We start from the raw sequence: 16060 nt of genomic DNA, 5'->3' as shown, positions 1-16060 counted from the left end.
TGGAAAGTGAGGTGGAACGTATCATGACAGAGCGTGTAACGGCTACTGAAGCTGCCATTGATTTGATTGAAAAGCTAAAGGACAAGCACGGGCCGCTCATGTTTCACCAATCGGGCGGATGCTGTGATGGAAGTTCGCCGATGTGCTATCCGGACGGCGAATTTTTAACGGGAGATTCTGATAAACTTCTCGGTGAAATTGGCGGAAGCCCGTTTTATATAAGTGAAGCTCAGTATGAGTATTGGAAACATACACAGCTGATTATAGACGTGGTCGACGGCCGGGGCGGAATGTTTTCACTGGAAGGGCCGGAAGGAAAGCGATTCTTAACCCGCTCCCGTGTCTTCACAGAAGAAGAGCGGCAAGAATTAAATCAATGATGAGGAAAAAGGGTGTCCTGTTGGACAGCCTTTTTCTGTTTGTACCATAATGAAGGAAAAAGAAGGTGGGACCGTACTATGTGTTTAGTCAATATTGCTTTTCAACTGGAGCCAGAGCTGCCGCTTGTAATAGCGGCAAATCGGGATGAGTTTTATCACCGGCCGACCGCGCCTTCGCATTGGTGGGAAGATGCCCCTGGTATTCTCGCCGGACGTGATCTTGAAAAAGGCGGTACGTGGCTTGGTGTGTCGAAAGCCGGCCGCATCTGTGCGCTTACGAATTATCGTGATCCGTCACAATTTTCTTTGAAGAAAGAGTCGCGCGGCCATATCGTTCGCTCTTTTTTAGAAGGAGAAATGGATGCATGGACGTTTTTGAACGATCTTGACAAGGAAAAGGATCGTTATCCCGGGTTTAACATTGTCGCTGGTACGAGCGAGACACTTTATTCATACAGCAGCAGCTCTGGAGAAAAGCCTTCTCTGCTTCCGCCGGGTATACACAGTGTGAGCAACGCATTCATGAACACCCCTTGGCCAAAAACGGTCAAAGCGAAAAGGGAAATGGCAGCGTGCTTTCAAGATCAAAAGGCTTTATTTTCATTGCTTGCAGATGAAACTAAAGCGCCGGATGATGTGCTTCCAAATACGGGTGTGTCGATTGAATGGGAGCGGATGCTGTCACCGATTTTCATTAAAAGCAGGGAGTACGGCACCCGCTGTTCAACCGTTATTATGATGAAAGCAGACGGCACCATCGAATGGAGGGAACGAACATTTGAAGCGGGGATATTTCAAAATGAACAATCTTTTTCCTTTATAAAATGTTAAAAGTACTATGTGTAAAATTCAAATAAAAAAGGTGATAAAAATGATTTTAACTAATTTTCATCATCCACATGACAATGCCCGGTTAATTGAATTTTTTTTTGAAGATGGTCCATCCTTAAAAGAATCTGTGCTGGAAACGGACCGGCTTTTTTGTGAATCTGCAGCTAAATGGGTACCAGAAATAGAAAAGAAGTCAATTTTCTCAAGGGTGAAATCAATGTGGACCAAAAAGAATGAATTGATGAAGATGCATCATACGATAGCTGATGAGAACGGCATATATCCGGATTGGAAAACAGTATTGGACCAGGAATGGGATGTTTTGCAGAAAAAAGCAGGAAAAGAAGTGTACGTACAGCCCGGCGATCATATCGCAGCGGCATTGGAAGGCGGCGAACGAACCGTTTTTCTTTCAGAGGGGACGTTCATAGTCGATGAACTTCATGTTCCATCATTCACGATTTTAAAGGGAGCGGGGGCTGGCAAAACGGTTATCAGGCTTCGGGATTCTGCGCCGAAACGAAGCTTTGTTTTGACGAATGAAAATCATGTAAAAGGAAACAGTCATATTTTAATAGAAGGAATCACAATGGATTGGAACATCGAACGGCTTCAGCCCGATGAAAAATCATCAAGCGGGAATAACCGTTCAAGCTGCTTAACATTTGCGAATGTGGAGTTTGGCTGGGTGAAAAATTGCGAGGCAATCAATCCGGGATTACACTGTTACGATGTTTCATCCACTTTATACGATTATTCCGGGGATGGTTACCGGGCACGCGGCGGAAGCCGGTACATATGGATTGACGGCTGTACCGGATCGGGTTTCGGCGATGACGGTGTGACCACACATCACAGTGACTATATTTTGATCTCAAACTGTTATATGCATGATCCATCCGGCCGGAGCCATCAAAAGGGCTTTTCCAATTCAAACGGGTTTGAAGCTGATGACGGGTCGCGATATGTATGGCTCATTCATAATGCCTCAACGCGATGTTTTGGCGGGATTGAGGTGAAAGCGCATGCGACAAGTTCTGCCGCCGCAAATGTTCATATTATTGGCCATCTATCTGTCAACGACAATCGGTCCTATAATTTTCGTCATATCGGACACCATCATGCAAAAGATCCGGATTCAAAAACGGCTCTATTTGTTACGGCAACACGAATTGTCTCCATCCATCCTGTGTACACCGATTTATATAGAGACTCATCGCCGCGCGCACTGACCGTTTCAGCGTATAAACATGTCATTATTAACGGCTTGCGGGCCATTGGCAACCCGTCATATGACTATAAACGGCTGCCGGCTGCGGGCATACAGTATAAATCAAAACACGTTCATATCCAAAACGTGGTTATGGAAGACTTTCCAACCGCCGGCTCAGGGTTAAAAGTATTCGGCGGTGCCCAGAAAGCGGATCATGTATTTATTCAAAAGGCGGCGTTTAAAAACTGCGGAAAGAAACCGCTCCACGTAGCGGCAGATGTCCATGCAGGGCAAGGAGAAATTGTAACATTAGCTTGAAACACCTCATTCGTTTCTTTATTATAAAAGGGTCATAGAGTTAAAAGCGCGGCGCTTGGTTGTCACGCTTCAATCCCGCCGCCGCATCTTCATGACCAGCGCCTTTTACGCCTAAAGACAGAAAATTTCTATTTTGCGAAAATAATTGGTTGTAAAAAGCAAAAAAGACCGATATAATGTCTACTATGTAAAAACAAATGTACATCATACAAATACATAGTTGGGGTGACGATAGATGAAGGACAATGTAAAAGTAGGATTGCTTGGTCTTGGAACAGTCGGAACAGGCGTAGTGAAGATGATTCAAGATCATCAAGAACAGCTTGCTCACCGTGTTGGCTGCTCTGTTGAAGTAACGAAAGTGCTCGTCAAGAATGTGGATAAAAAGCGTGATGTGGAGCTGTCGAAAGAGTCGCTGACGCTAGATCCTTATGAGGTCATCAATGATCCGGATGTAGATGTCATTGTCGAAGTAATGGGCGGAATCGATGACACGAAGAAATTGCTTCTCGATGCTCTCAACCAAAAGAAACATGTCGTAACCGCAAACAAGGATTTAGTGGCTTTGTACGGCTCGGAGCTTTTAAAAGCTGCGTCTGAAAACGGCTGCGATTTTTATTATGAAGCGAGTGTGGCGGGCGGTATCCCGATCATCCGCGGTCTTGCGGACGGTCTTGCTTCTGATAAAATTAAAACATTGATGGGAATCGTCAATGGCACAACGAACTTTATCCTTACCAAAATGAATAAAGAAGGCATGTGCTATGAAGCGGCGCTGAAAGAAGCACAAGATCTTGGTTTTGCGGAATCAGACCCGACATCAGATGTAGAAGGCCTGGATGCGGCTCGTAAAATGGCGATCCTCGCCCGCCTTGCGTTTTCAATGAACATTGAACTGGAAGATGTGGATGTAAGCGGCATTTCTTCTGTTTCGGACAGCGACTTAAAACACGGTCAGACTCTCGGTTATACCATGAAATTAATCGGGTATGCGGACCAATCTGATGCGCGTGCAGAAGTCAGCGTACAGCCGACATTTTTATCAAATGACCATCCGCTCGCGTCGGTTAATGATGAGTACAATGCCGTGTACGTATACGGTGAAGCAGTCGGCGAAACGATGTTTTATGGACCCGGCGCAGGAAGCCTGCCAACAGCAACGTCTATCGTCAGCGACCTGGTTGCGGTTATTACAAATATGCGTCTTGGCGTCAACGGCAAAAGCATTTCGGCGCCTCAGTTTGAGAAACAGCTGAAAAAGCCGGAAGAAAAATTTGCAAAATACTTTATCCGTCTGCACGTACGTGATGAAGTCGGCGCATTTTCAGAATTGACGAAGCTGTTTTCTGCGAATTCAATCAGCTTTGAAAAAATTCTTCAGCTTCCTCTTGAAGAAGAAGGTGTCGCGGAAATCGTCATTGTGACACACAAAGCGTCTATGGAAAACTATCAAAAAATGCAAGAACAAATTAAAGATTTAGCGGTTGTACGTTCAATTGAAAGTTTCTACCGCGTCGAAGGAGAAGGTGCGAAGTAATGGCAAAATGGGAAGGGTTATTACAACAATATAAAGAATTTTTACCGGTGAACGAAAATACACCAATGCTTTCATTAATGGAAGGAAATACACCACTTATTCCACTTGTAAATATCTCAAAAAAACTTGGCGTTAATATTCACGTGAAAGTAGAAGGTGCCAACCCGACTGGTTCATTTAAAGACCGTGGTATGGTAATGGCGGTTGCCAAAGCGAAAGAAGAAGGAAGCAATACGGTTATCTGCGCATCAACAGGCAATACGTCTGCAGCAGCGGCGGCCTATGCGTCACGTGCCGGAATGAAAACAATCGTGGTCATTCCGGACGGAAAAATCGCGATGGGTAAACTGGCGCAGGCGATGATGTACGGTGCCGAAATTTTGGCGATCGAAGGAAACTTTGACGAAGCGCTCACAATGGTGCGCAATATTAGCGAAAAGTCACCGATCACGCTCGTGAACTCCGTAAACCCATACCGTATTGAAGGACAGAAAACAGCGGCATTTGAGGTGTGCGACCAGCTTGGTAAGGCACCAGATGTACTGGCTATTCCTGTCGGCAACGCAGGTAACATTACTGCCTATTGGAAAGGATTTAAAGAATATAACGAAAAATTCGGCACGGGTCTTCCGCGTATGCACGGTTTTGAAGCAGAAGGCGCAGCAGCCATTGTACAGGGCGCGCCAATCGCACAGCCGGAGACAGTGGCAACGGCGATCCGTATCGGAAACCCGGCAAGCTGGAAGTTCGCTGAAGCGGCACGCGATGAATCAAACGGAAAAATTGACTTCGTAACAGACGCGGAAATTTTAGAAGCGTATGAAATGATGACACGTGAAGAAGGTATTTTCGCAGAGCCCGCTTCCAACGCATCGATCGCCGGTATCATTAAACATGTAAAGTCCGGTGAAATTGAACAAGGTGCCAATATCGTTGCTGTACTTACAGGTAACGGGTTAAAAGATCCGCAGACAGCGATTGCACAAATTGAGAAAAAACCGACTGTTCTGCCAAACAGTGAAGAAGCAGTATTTGACTTCATTAAAGGAGTTGTGCAGGCATGAGTGTATCCGGCCTTTTAAAAGTGCCGGCAAGTACGGCCAATTTAGGGCCGGGTTTTGACTCAATCGGCCTTGCCTTCAGTCTTTATTTAACAGTAGAGGTTAAACCATCTGACCGGTGGATATTTTCACACCGGTCCGCTCTTTTAAACGGGCTTCCGGAAGATGACCGTCATTTAATTGCCGTCGTGGCGAAAAAAACGGCTGCGCTGCGCGGTGTAGAAATGCCGCCTATTGAAGCGGTTTTAGAAAGTGACATCCCGCTTGCACGGGGGCTTGGAAGCAGCGCTGCTGCCATTGCGGCGGGGATCGAAATTGCGGACAAATTGGCCGGTCTGCAGTTAACGGACGCTGAAAAGCTGAACATCGGGGACCAGTTTGAAGGACATCCGGATAATATTGGCGCGTCTCTGTTCGGCGGTATGGTATGCGGCGTGTCACTCGGGGAAACAGCGGAACTGTTGAAGCTTCCGGCACCTGACATCGATTTGATTGCCCTTGTTCCATCCTATGAGCTGAAAACGGAAGATGCGCGAAATGTATTGCCTGCTTCATTTGCACGTAAAGATGCGGTGCTCGGCAGTGCGGTTTCAAACATTCTTGTGGCGGCCTTTATGCAGCAAGATTACGAGACAGCCGGCCGTATGATGGAACGCGATGTCTTCCATGAACCATATCGTACGCCGCTTATTAAAGAGTTCGCTCCGGCACGTGAACTGGCACGAAGTTATGGAGCATACGCAACGGTCATCAGCGGTGCGGGTCCAACCGTACTGACTGTGGCTCCACGTGGAAAAGGACAAGGGATCGCTGCTCAATTCCAAGCGGCGTTCAATGGCTGCGATGTGCTGCAGCTAAGTGTTGATTCCAAAGGACCAGAATGGATTCAAACCGGCGAATAATTTCGCCGGTTTTTTATTCGGAAATCATAGCTTTTGACGGTTGACATTTTTAAAAATTACGCTATAATTGAAATTGAGATTCATTCTCATTAACCCCCTCTTTGAGACTGAATTGAGCATCCGGCGTTGGACAGCGATTACCGCTGTCTTTTTTTTGTGGGAAAGCGCCCATTAGACCGGCTGAATAAGTTGTACATCTATATAAGGAAAACGCTTTTCGAAATAGACTTTTCAAAACAAAAAGGCGGCTTTCTTGTCAAAATCGATCAGTTGATTTATATTGTAAGCGACAATTATATGAAAAGGGGCGGCTTTATTTGAAAATGCGCGTATCAGCAGTTCAATATCATTTGCACACCATCAGCTCGTTTGACGAGTTTGCAGCGCAGTGTGAGCATTACATAAAAACGGCGATGGAGTTTGAAGCGGAGTTTATTTTATTTCCTGAATTTTTCACAACACAGCTCTTATCCATCGGAGACGAGGAAACGGGAGAGGCGCTGAAAATTACGGATTTACCGTTATTTACGGATCGATATGAGCGTCTTTTCTCGGAATTTGCAGTTCAATACAATGTTCATATTATCGCGGGTACACATGTAACCAAAGCAGGGGACGGCATCCAAAATACAGCCTATCTGTTTTATCCGGACGGTTCCTATCAAATGCAGCCGAAGCTCCATATTACACCGGCGGAAGTGGAAGGCTGGAACATGCAGCAAGGTGAATCATTCCGTATTTTCGAAACGGCCAAAGGAACGATTGCCATCCTTACATGCTATGACATCGAATTTCCGGAAATTGTCCGCATGGCAAAAGCGCGCGGCGCGGACGTTATTTTCTGTCCGTCCTGCACAGACGACCGTCATGGATTCCACCGCGTCCGCTATACAAGCCACGCGCGGGCGGTTGAAAACCAAGTATATGTTGTCGGGACCGGTACAGTCGGTTCATTGCCGACGGTTGATTTAATGCGGGCAAATGTCGGCCAGGCGTCAGTTATTTCACCGAATGACATTCCGTTTCCACCGGCCGGCATTGTCGCAGAAGGGATCATGAATGATGATATGATCATCACGGCTGATCTTGATCTATCCCTCTTATACGAAGTGCGTAAAAAAGGATCGGTCACAACATGGCGTGACCGCCGGACAGATTTGTATCCGGACTGGGAGACAGAATAATGTATTATCAAGAGTATTTTGCGTTTCGCGAACGCACCCCTGTTAAAGCGGTGATCCGTCATTATACGAAATCAGACTTTGACGCACTCATTGCTGTTCAGAAAGAATGTTTCCCGCCTCCTTTTCCTGAAGAATTGTGGTGGAATAAGGATCAGCTCACAAATCATGTGGAGCTGTTTCAAGATGGGGCATTCTGTGTAGAAATTGACGGTGAAATTGTCGGCTCTATGACGGCGTTGATTGTTCACTACGAGCAGGGAGATACCCATTCATGGGAAGAAATCACGGACAATGGCTATATCCGCAATCACCAACCGGATGGAAATACATTATATGTCGTGGATATAAGTGTAAAACCGGCATACCGAAAGCTTGGCATCGGTAAAAAAATGATGCAGGCCATGTATGAGACCGTTGTGCAGTTAAACCTTGACAGGCTTCTGGGCGGAGGCCGCTTGCCTGGCTATCATAAATACGCTGCAGAGTTAACACCTGAGCAATATTTGGATAAAGTGGTGACAGGGGAATTGAACGATCCGGTCACAACATTCCTTATGCGTGTCGGCCGCGTGCCGGTCGGTGTGGCCCACAACTATCTGGATGATGAAGAATCCGGAAACTGCGCCGCATTAATGGAATGGAAAAATCCTTTTAAAAACAGTTGAATTCTTCAATAAATTGTTTTATGATAATAAACAGTTAAATACATGAGCAATGAAGAAGAAGAGTAGCAAAGTGGAATGCTTTAGAGAGCCGGCGGGTGGTGCAAGCCGGTGCAGGAAACATTGTGAATGGGCTTCCGAGCTTCCGGACCGAACCAACTAGCAGTAGGCTCCGGCGAATGTCTTATCGTTACATGGGACAGGCAGATTTTCTGCTGTTAAAGTGGATCGCAGCATGTGTGCGGTCAATAAAGGTGGTACCACGGCTCCCCGTCCTTTTGCGATGAGGGAGCCTTTTTGTATAGAAAAATACGTTGATCGGAAAAAGTAGAGCTGTGTTATGCGCGTCAAAGAGAGCCGGGATGGTGGAAACCGGCACGCAGCAGCAGCTCGAATGGGTCCGTGAGTGGCAGCTTGAACTCGTTAAGTAGAGCGCCCGGCATCCGGCCGTTAACCGGTTTTAAGGGGAAGCTGTATGGCTTCAACGAGAGGTGGCACCGCGGGAAACCGTCCTTCATAGATGATGATCATCTATGGAGTTTTTTTATGGAAAGAAAGGGGCAGAAACGATGAAATTACAGGAAACGATTCCGTACAGACTGAAAGAAATGGAAGGGGATATGGTAACGCCAATCTCCATTTATCATGCGCTCGGCGGCAAACAAAAGATGTTGTTCGAAAGCTCGGCAAAACATGAAGAAAGCGGGCGCTATTCGTTTTTGGCCGTTGATCCTGTCGCTCAATTTACGGCGGACGGCAGCGGTTATACGCTCACTAAAAAAGACGGCACTACGGAAACTGGCACTGGAAAGTTTATGGATAAGCTGAAAGAGATCATGCCGGTTCATGGCACAAACAACTATCCGTTTCCGTTTTTCGGCGGTGCTGCAGGCTACATCGGCTACGATACGGTATTTTTTGAAGAAAAAATCGGCGAGCCGCTTCCGGATGAGCTTGGTATGCCAGATGTACACATGCTATTCTACGATACATTCGTTGTCTATGACCATTTAACACAGCGCGTATCAATTGTGGCGGTCGACCTGTTCGGGGGACGTTCGGAAACTGATATGGATCAAGCCATTGAAAAAGTGTATGCAGAGATTCATGCCGATCAAAAACCATCTGCAGGCAATGAAACGAATGTACTGGCATTCAGCTCGAAAATTGAACGCAAAACGTTTTGTGACATGGTGGAAAAAGCGAAAGAACACATTGTTAGAGGAGATATTTTCCAGGTTGTTCTTTCACAGCGGCTGTCTTCCCCGTTTGAAGGCGATCCGTTTACATTATACCGCCGTCTTCGCACATCGAATCCATCACCGTATATGTTTTATATCGATTTTGACGGCTATACCGTGCTCGGAACGTCTCCGGAAAGCCTTGTCAAAGTTAGCAGCAATACGGTGACGACAAATCCAATCGCCGGCACCCGCCCGCGTGGCAAAACACCGGATGAGGATGCGCGTCTTTCAGAAGAGCTATTAGCAGACGAAAAAGAAATCGCAGAACACCGAATGCTCGTTGATCTTGGCCGGAATGATGTTGGGAAAATTTCAGAAATCGGCTCTGTCACACTTGATAAATACATGAAAATTGAAAAATACAAACATGTGATGCACATTGTTTCCGAAGTGTCAGGTGAATTAAAAGAAGACTATCACCCACTTGATGCCCTTACGGCGTGTCTGCCGGCTGGAACCGTATCCGGCGCACCGAAAATCCGGGCAATGCAAATTATTAATGATCTCGAGCCGGTGAAACGCGGTGTGTACTCTGGTGCAGTCGGCTACCTATCCGCAACAGGCAGCATGGATTTTGCCCTCGCAATCCGCACGATGGTCATTAAAGACAATGTGGCACATGTACAGGCCGGAGCGGGTATTGTATATGACTCCGTACCGGAGACAGAATTTGAAGAAACGATGCATAAAGCAAAAGCCTTACTGGAGGTGCAAAAATAATGATTTTACTTATCGATAACTACGATTCTTTCACATACAACTTGTATCAGCAAATCGGCCGGATCGGCAAAAATGTCCGCGTTGTGCGAAATGATGAAATTACCATTGACGAAATTGAAGCGCTGGAACCGGAAGCGATTGTCATTTCTCCGGGACCAGGTACACCGGAAGAAGCCGGTATTTCCATCGAAGTGGTGCATGCCTTTTACCACCGTATCCCGATCCTTGGAATTTGTCTTGGACACCAGGCGATTGCGGCGGCATTCGGCACAGAGGTTATTCAAGCAAAAACGATTAAACACGGTAAATTGTCGATGGTCCGCCATGAGGGAAAAGGGCTGTTCTCAGCTGTACAGGGACCCGTGCCGGTCATGCGTTATCACTCGCTGGCCGTCGACCGGAACACACTGAATCCAAAGCTTGAAATTATCGCGGAATCGACAGATGACAATGAAATTATGGCGATTCGACATAAAGAATATCCGGTCTTTGGTCTTCAGTTCCACCCGGAATCCATCGGTACACAAGTCGGTGATGAACTAATTGCTGAATTTTTCCGTTCATACCGGAAGGAAAAGAACATGAAAAAGCATTTATTAAAATTATCGAATGGTGATTCGCTGACTTCCGCGGAAATGGAAGACGCCGTATCGGAAATTTTGCAGGAAGACATCTCTGATAGTGAAATTGCAGCCTTTTTAATGGCGTTAAAAGCGAAAGGCGAAACGGTTGATGAAATTGCGGCGCTCGTTCATGTGCTTCGTCAAAATGCGGTTTCCACCCGCACGACATGGAAAAATGTCATGGATAACTGCGGAACGGGCGGTGACGGCTCACAAAGCTTTAATATCAGCACGACATCCGCTTTTGTGCTGGCCGGCGCCGGTGTAAAAGTGGCGAAACACGGCAACCGCAGTGTTTCAAGTAAAACGGGAAGTGCCGATGTATTGGAACATTTGGGCGTGTCGCTTGATTTCTTGGCGGATGAAACAGACCGCCTTCTTGATGAAAACGGCATTACGTTTTTGTTTGCGCCGCATGTTCATCCGAAATTAAAACGCATTATGAAAGTGCGCCGTGATTTGAAAATTCCAACGATCTTTAATTTGATCGGCCCGCTTACAAATCCTGTGACGCTTGATACACAGCTCCTTGGTATTTACCGCCGGGATATGCTGGAAATGATGGCGGACGTATTGCACCGTCTCGGCCGCAAACGCGCCGTTGTTTTAAACGGAGCGGGTTATATGGATGAAGCCTCACTGTCTGGAGAAAACCATCTGATTTTGCTTGATAACGGCAAAATGGAACGAATGATTGTAACAGCGGAATCGGCAGGGCTGCCGGAATATTCACTGGATGATATTAAAGGCGGCGAAGCGATTGAAAACGCTGAGATTTTAAAACGTATTTTAGAAGGGGAACGTGGTGCGCCTCGTGATACGGTTGTGCTGAATGCCGGCATCGGTCTTTTTGCGAACGGAAAAGCGAAAACGGTGCGGGAAGGTGTGTTGATGGCGCAGGAAAGCATCGATTCCGGTGCGGCGCTTGAAAAACTAAACTACCTTGTCGAATACTCTAAATCACGAAAGAAAGAAGCGGTGACAGGATGACAACGATTTTAGATAAAATTATGGAGAAAAAGCGCGAAGAAGTTTCTCTTTTAAAGCAGGCCGGTCTTTCCTATACAGCAGACCGGACGCCGGTTTCGTTTTATGACCGGGTGATTGCTTCGAAAACAATGGCCCTTATTGCGGAAGTAAAGCGGGCCTCACCGTCAAAAGGCGATATTAATATTGGTGTCAATCCGGTTGAGCAGGCGTCGACTTATGCAGAAAACGGAGCGGATGCGGTGTCGGTTTTAACGGATACGCCGTTTTTTAAAGGAACAATGGATGATTTGAAATCCGTGAAAGAAAACATTTCCATTCCGGTTTTAAATAAAGATTTTATTATGGATGAAGTCCAGATTGACCGGGCCTATGCTTCCGGGGGCGATATTATTTTACTGATCGCGGCGGCATTAAATGATGAAGAAATGCATCGATTATACCGCCATTCTAAAGAGTATGGTCTTGATGTGCTTGTCGAAGTGCACGATGAAGCTGAAATGGAGCGTGCCTTGAAAATGGAAGCCAACATCATTGGCATTAACAACCGAGATCTTCGTACATTTGAAACAAGCTTAACGACAACAGAGCGGCTGCTTCGTTCATACGGAAAAGAAAACGCCATTTTCGTATCGGAAAGCGGCATTAAAACGCAGGAAGATGCTATTCGTTTAAAAGAAGCCGGCGCCAAAGCACTCCTTGTCGGCGAAACATTAATGCGGGCTGGTAACGTGGCTGAAGCCGTCCGCTCATTGAAAGTAGATTTATAATATGAATGTAAAAATTTGCGGCATTACCTCATTTGAAGCGGCAAGCTGGGCACGTGAAGCCGGAGCGGATATGATTGGCTTCGTTTTTGCTGAAAGCAGCCGGCGTATCCCGCCCGAATTTGCCCGCCAGCTTGCAGAAGCCGTCGGACCGAATGTGAAAAAAGTCGGTGTCTTTGTAAATGAAGAAGCGGAAGTGATTCGTGAAATAGTGAAAACAGCCGGTCTTGATTATGTTCAGCTGCATGGTGATGAAACACCCGAATTTGCGGAACAAATGCCTGTGCCGGTCATCAAAGCGTTTTCGGTTAAAGAAAATATTCCGTTTAAAACCATGTTCAGCTTTCCGGCTGAGTACATTTTGATTGACAGTCCGCCTGCGCAATTTCGAGGCGGCAGCGGCCGGACATTTGACTGGTCGATTCTTAAAGATCCGGATGTCGATAAAGAACGATTAATTTTGGCAGGGGGATTAAGCCCTGATAATATTGAAGAAGCGGTCCGCTCGGTACAGCCATTTGCCGTTGATATTTCAAGCGGGGTGGAAACGGACGGCAGAAAAGATGAAGTGAAAGTGTTTCAATTTGTGCAGCGTGCGAAAGGAGCAAAATAAATTGAGTAATGGATATAACCAGCCCGATGAAAAGGGTCATTTCGGCCAATATGGCGGCCGTTATGTGCCTGAAACATTAATGAGGGCTGTAAAAGAGCTGGAAGAAGCATACAAGGAAGCGATGGCGGACGACGCATTTCTTTCGGAATTGAATCACTATTTAACCGACTATGTCGGACGTGAAAATCCGCTGTATTTTGCGGAAAATTTAACAAAAGCAGCCGGCGGCGCAAAAATTTATTTAAAACGGGAAGATTTAAACCATACCGGCGCGCACAAAATTAACAACACAATCGGCCAGGCGCTTTTAGCGGTCCGCATGGGCAAGAAAAAAGTCGTGGCTGAAACAGGTGCCGGCCAGCACGGTGTAGCAACTGCGACCGTTTGTGCATTACTAAATCTCGACTGTGTGATCTTCATGGGCGAAGAAGATATCCGCCGTCAGGAATTAAACGTCTTCCGGATGGAACTGCTCGGCGCGCGCGTGGAAAGTGTTTCTCAGGGAAGCGGCACATTGAAAGATGCCGTAAACGAGGCGCTTCGCTACTGGGTAACGAATGTTGAAGACACGCACTACATTATGGGTTCTGTGCTTGGTCCGCACCCATTCCCTCAGATTGTCCGGGATTTTCAGGCTGTTATCGGAAACGAGACGAAACGGCAGCTGCAGGAGAAAGAAGGCCGTCTCCCGGATGCGGTCGTGGCCTGTATCGGCGGCGGAAGCAATGCAATGGGCATGTTTTACCCGTTTATTGAAGACGAGTCTGTGAAGATGTATGGCGTTGAAGCATCCGGCAGCGGCATTGATACGGATAAGCACGCAGCATCCATGACAATGGGCAGCGTCGGCGTTTTGCATGGCAGTAAAATGTACTTGCTGCAGGATGAAGCGGGTCAAATTCAAGAAGCGCATTCTATTTCAGCCGGTCTCGACTACCCGGGTGTCGGTCCTGAGCACAGCTTTTTGAAAGACTCCGGCCGTGTTATTTATGAACATATTACAGACGAAGAAGCTTTGGAAGGCTTTAAATTGCTGACAAAAACAGAAGGCATTATTCCTGCGCTGGAAAGCTCCCACGCGATCGCCTATGCCGTGAAACTGGCAAAAACGATGAAGAAAGAGGAGATTATCGCTATTTGCCTGTCCGGCCGCGGTGATAAGGATGTGGCTCAAATAAAAGAGCGTTTTGAAAGGGAGGGCCGGAACCAATGACAAAATATAAAATGGCTGCCGCATTTGCACGTGTAAACGAAGAAGGCAAAAAAGCTTTTACTGCTTACATTATGGCAGGCGATGGCGGCCTTCATACGTTAAAAGAAACGATTTTGCTATTGGAAGACGCAGGCGTGACAATTGTCGAACTTGGCATCCCGTTTTCCGACCCCGTTGCAGATGGCCCTGTCATTCAAGAGGCCGGGAAGCGTGCACTTGCGGAAAAAGTAACGCTGAAAGCCGTTTTGGATGAATTGGCATCCATCAAGGATGATATCAGCATTCCCATCGTAATCATGACCTATGCGAATCCTGTTTTTAAATTCGGAGCGCAAAACTTCGCTGATCATTGCGCAGCAGCAGGTGTTTCCGGTGTCATTATTCCCGATGTCCCGATGGAGGAAGAAAAGGAGTTTAAAGATCCGCTTTCAAAACACGACATTGCCCTTATCCGCTTTGTGACGCTGACAAGCTCTGATGAACGAATTTCAGAAACTGTCAATGGTGCTGAAGGCTTTATTTATGCCGTAACAGTTAACGGCATTACTGGCGCACGAGCAGGTTTTGCGGGTGATTTGTCTGAACATCTTGCACGTATTACGGAAAAAAGCAATGTGCCGGTTCTTGCGGGATTCGGTGTTTCATCAAAAGAACAGGCTGAAACACTGGGAGCAGCCTGCGACGGTGTTATTGTCGGCAGTAAAATTGTGTCGCTCCTTCATGAAGGGCGCGGACATGAAATTAAGAATTTAGTGCCGGGGAGAGTCGGTGTGAAGTAATAAAAAAACTGTCTGGAAAAAATCCGGACAGTTTTTATTTTTTTACGACATGCAGCCAGCTTCGTCCGTCACGCCATTCCACCTCTACGGGCAGTCCAAAGGCGGAACTCAGCACGTGATTTGTCAGCACCTCTTTTTTTAAGCCGGAAGCGACCACCTTCCCTTCAGCAATAACCGCTGCATGCGTGATCGCCGGAATGATTTCTTCAATATGAGGTGTCACGTACAGCAGTACGGTCTCTTTTTTAACAACCTGTTCCTGCAGTGAATCAAGCAAATCTTCACGCGCCCGCACGTCAAGTCCCGAACATGGCTCATCTAAAATCATCATATCGGGACTGGCCATAAACGCTCGGGCGAGTAATACACGCCGCTGCTCTCCCTGCGATAAATGACGGTATGGCTCGTCTGTTAAATACGTAAGTTGAAAATCCTTAAGAAGCCGGTCGGCTTTTTCCCAGTCCTCATCGGTCGTTTGTTCATAAATACCGATGGAATTAAACTTGCCGCTGACGATAATTTCCCGAGCTGTCTCGTTATTTAATGATGATAAAAAACGATTTAATGTATTGCCGGCAAATCCAATCCGTTTTTTTATATGCTCCCAATTGTACTTTCCGCACTGGCGGCCAAAAACATGAATCGTGCCGCTTGTCGGAAATTCATAACCGCCCATCATATTAAGCATCGTCGACTTGCCGGAACCATTAAGTCCGAGCACTGCCCAATGTTCTCCGGTCCTCACTGTCCAGTTCACGTCATCTAAAATGATGCGTTCTCCCCGTATAAACCGCACATTTTTATATGAAATTATTTCTGTCAACGTCATCACCTCGTCATTAGTTTAGCAGAAAAAAGAATGTCATTAATACAAAATGAAGGTTACGAGTCTGAAACCGCAAATTACCGGTAACGTGTTCAATCTTTTTTCACTGTAGATGCATAACACTTTACTAATGAAAAACAATGGTTCCATAACGGTATTTTTCGTTCTTTTGAGGCAGAAAAAACCGCATAACAGCGCGA

Annotated in this window: 15 protein-coding genes and 2 other annotated features; of the genes, 14 read left to right on the top strand and 1 reads right to left on the bottom strand. The window is 46.5% G+C overall.

Going from position 1 to position 16060, the window contains the following annotated elements; translation table 11 throughout:
* The first annotated feature begins 23 nt into the window (after positions 1–23).
* From BTO30_RS09360 to trpA, 14 genes are all read left to right on the top strand, one after another.
* Positions 24–380 (top strand): DUF779 domain-containing protein, encoded by a 357-nt coding sequence (locus tag BTO30_RS09360; protein ID WP_075398459.1) that lies wholly within the window; start codon positions 24–26, stop codon positions 378–380.
* Between the two features lie 78 nt (positions 381–458).
* Positions 459–1211 (top strand): NRDE family protein, encoded by a 753-nt coding sequence (locus tag BTO30_RS09355; RefSeq protein WP_075398458.1) that lies wholly within the window; start codon positions 459–461, stop codon positions 1209–1211.
* Between the two features lie 40 nt (positions 1212–1251).
* Positions 1252–2742, top strand: a complete 1491-nt coding sequence (locus BTO30_RS09350) for a glycosyl hydrolase family 28-related protein (protein WP_075398457.1) — start codon at positions 1252–1254, stop codon at positions 2740–2742.
* A gap of 235 nt (positions 2743–2977) precedes the next feature.
* A complete protein-coding gene (locus BTO30_RS09345; RefSeq protein WP_075398456.1) occupies positions 2978–4279 on the top strand; it encodes a homoserine dehydrogenase in 1302 nt (433 codons plus the stop codon).
* A complete protein-coding gene (thrC, locus tag BTO30_RS09340; RefSeq protein ID WP_075398455.1) occupies positions 4279–5343 on the top strand; it encodes a threonine synthase in 1065 nt (354 codons plus the stop codon). The genes BTO30_RS09345 and thrC overlap by 1 nt, the downstream gene beginning before the upstream one ends.
* Positions 5340–6242, top strand: coding sequence for a homoserine kinase (gene thrB / locus BTO30_RS09335; protein ID WP_075398454.1), 903 nt, complete (start codon positions 5340–5342; stop codon positions 6240–6242). Before thrC ends, thrB begins: the two co-directional genes overlap by 4 nt.
* 317 nt (positions 6243–6559) lie before the next feature.
* Positions 6560–7426, top strand: coding sequence for a carbon-nitrogen hydrolase family protein (locus tag BTO30_RS09325; RefSeq protein WP_075398452.1), 867 nt, complete (start codon positions 6560–6562; stop codon positions 7424–7426).
* A complete protein-coding gene (locus tag BTO30_RS09320; protein ID WP_075398451.1) occupies positions 7426–8091 on the top strand; it encodes a GNAT family N-acetyltransferase in 666 nt (221 codons plus the stop codon). Before BTO30_RS09325 ends, BTO30_RS09320 begins: the two co-directional genes overlap by 1 nt.
* A 40-nt stretch (positions 8092–8131) precedes the next feature.
* Positions 8132–8369 (top strand) — a binding site (T-box leader).
* Between the two features lie 24 nt (positions 8370–8393).
* Positions 8394–8606, top strand: a binding site (T-box leader).
* Positions 8607–8657: 51 nt separating this feature from the next.
* Positions 8658–10052, top strand: coding sequence for an anthranilate synthase component I (gene trpE / locus BTO30_RS09315; protein WP_075398515.1), 1395 nt, complete (start codon positions 8658–8660; stop codon positions 10050–10052).
* On the top strand, positions 10052–11665 hold the full coding sequence (locus BTO30_RS09310; protein ID WP_075398450.1) for a bifunctional anthranilate synthase component II/anthranilate phosphoribosyltransferase: 1614 nt from the start codon (positions 10052–10054) through the stop codon (positions 11663–11665). Before trpE ends, BTO30_RS09310 begins: the two co-directional genes overlap by 1 nt.
* The gene (trpC, locus tag BTO30_RS09305; protein WP_075398449.1) at positions 11662–12432 is read left to right on the top strand and encodes an indole-3-glycerol phosphate synthase TrpC; all 771 of its coding nucleotides are present in this window, start codon (positions 11662–11664) and stop codon (positions 12430–12432) included. The genes BTO30_RS09310 and trpC overlap by 4 nt, the downstream gene beginning before the upstream one ends.
* Before the next feature lies 1 nt (position 12433).
* Positions 12434–13042, top strand: a complete 609-nt coding sequence (locus tag BTO30_RS09300) for a phosphoribosylanthranilate isomerase (protein WP_075398448.1) — start codon at positions 12434–12436, stop codon at positions 13040–13042.
* A 1-nt stretch (position 13043) separates the two neighbouring features.
* Complete coding sequence (trpB, locus tag BTO30_RS09295; RefSeq protein ID WP_075398447.1) at positions 13044–14255, top strand: tryptophan synthase subunit beta; 1212 nt, start codon at positions 13044–13046, stop codon at positions 14253–14255.
* A complete protein-coding gene (gene trpA / locus BTO30_RS09290) occupies positions 14252–15034 on the top strand; it encodes a tryptophan synthase subunit alpha (RefSeq protein WP_075398446.1) in 783 nt (260 codons plus the stop codon). Before trpB ends, trpA begins: the two co-directional genes overlap by 4 nt.
* Positions 15035–15068: 34 nt before the next feature.
* Here the strand turns inward: trpA and BTO30_RS09285 are convergent, their stop codons facing one another.
* On the bottom strand, positions 15069–15857 hold the full coding sequence (locus BTO30_RS09285; RefSeq protein WP_083632353.1) for an ABC transporter ATP-binding protein: 789 nt from the start codon (positions 15855–15857) through the stop codon (positions 15069–15071).
* Positions 15858–16060 lie beyond the last annotated feature (203 nt).

Source organism: Domibacillus antri (genome assembly GCF_001936625.1).
Classification (GTDB): Bacteria; Bacillota; Bacilli; order Bacillales; family Domibacillaceae; genus Domibacillus; species Domibacillus antri.
This window is presented reverse-complemented; position numbering and strand designations above follow the sequence as displayed.

Coding starts and splice junctions, on each gene's coding strand:
- BTO30_RS09300 (WP_075398448.1), top strand. CDS start 12,434: ATGAATGTAAAAATTTGCGGCATTACCTCATTTGAAGCGGCAAGCTGG.
- BTO30_RS09320 (WP_075398451.1), top strand. CDS start 7,426: ATGTATTATCAAGAGTATTTTGCGTTTCGCGAACGCACCCCTGTTAAA.
- BTO30_RS09355 (WP_075398458.1), top strand. CDS start 459: ATGTGTTTAGTCAATATTGCTTTTCAACTGGAGCCAGAGCTGCCGCTT.
- BTO30_RS09345 (WP_075398456.1), top strand. CDS start 2,978: ATGAAGGACAATGTAAAAGTAGGATTGCTTGGTCTTGGAACAGTCGGA.
- thrC (WP_075398455.1), top strand. CDS start 4,279: ATGGCAAAATGGGAAGGGTTATTACAACAATATAAAGAATTTTTACCG.
- trpC (WP_075398449.1), top strand. CDS start 11,662: ATGACAACGATTTTAGATAAAATTATGGAGAAAAAGCGCGAAGAAGTT.
- BTO30_RS09360 (WP_075398459.1), top strand. CDS start 24: ATGACAGAGCGTGTAACGGCTACTGAAGCTGCCATTGATTTGATTGAA.
- BTO30_RS09350 (WP_075398457.1), top strand. CDS start 1,252: ATGATTTTAACTAATTTTCATCATCCACATGACAATGCCCGGTTAATT.
- BTO30_RS09310 (WP_075398450.1), top strand. CDS start 10,052: ATGATTTTACTTATCGATAACTACGATTCTTTCACATACAACTTGTAT.
- thrB (WP_075398454.1), top strand. CDS start 5,340: ATGAGTGTATCCGGCCTTTTAAAAGTGCCGGCAAGTACGGCCAATTTA.
- trpA (WP_075398446.1), top strand. CDS start 14,252: ATGACAAAATATAAAATGGCTGCCGCATTTGCACGTGTAAACGAAGAA.
- trpE (WP_075398515.1), top strand. CDS start 8,658: ATGAAATTACAGGAAACGATTCCGTACAGACTGAAAGAAATGGAAGGG.